Annotated in this window: 1 protein-coding gene; it reads left to right on the top strand. The window is 34.2% G+C overall.

Annotated features, from left to right (window positions below; all coding sequences use genetic code 11):
• Positions 1 to 8: 8 nt before the first annotated feature.
• Positions 9 to 555, top strand: a 547-nt coding sequence (gene leuD / locus IDG60_RS27130; protein WP_206160374.1) for a 3-isopropylmalate dehydratase small subunit, incomplete at its 3' end; no start/stop codon positions are given.

The following is a 555-nucleotide window of genomic DNA, read 5'->3' as shown; positions in this document are numbered from 1 at the left end:
TTGTTTAAATGGCAGCAATCAAACCTATTACAACATATAAAGGTAAAATAGTCCCTCTCTTCAACGACAATATCGATACAGACCAAATCATTCCTAAGGTACACTTAAAGCGTATTTCAAAAAGTGGCTTTGGTCCATTTGCTTTTGATGAATGGCGGTACTTACCTGATGGTTCAGATAATCCTGATTTCAATCCTAACAAACCACAATATAAAGGGGCTTCTATTTTAATTACTGGAGATAATTTTGGATGTGGTTCAAGTCGTGAACATGCTGCTTGGGCTCTTAAGGACTATGGTTTTCATATTATTATTGCAGGAAGTTTCAGTGACATATTTTATATGAATTGCACTAAAAATGCGATGTTGCCTATCGTTTTAGAAAAAAGTGCTCGTGAACATCTTGCACAATATGAGGAAATTGAAATAGATTTACCAAATCAAACTGTGTCATCACCAGACAAGCGTTTCCATTTTGAAATTGATGAAACTTGGAAAAATAAACTTGTAAATGGCTTAGATGACATTGCAATCACCCTACAATATGAATCATTAA

The organism is Staphylococcus sp. EG-SA-2 (assembly GCF_017152085.1).
The sequence above is the reverse complement of the archived record's forward strand: the minus strand, read 5'-3'. Positions and strand labels throughout refer to the sequence as shown.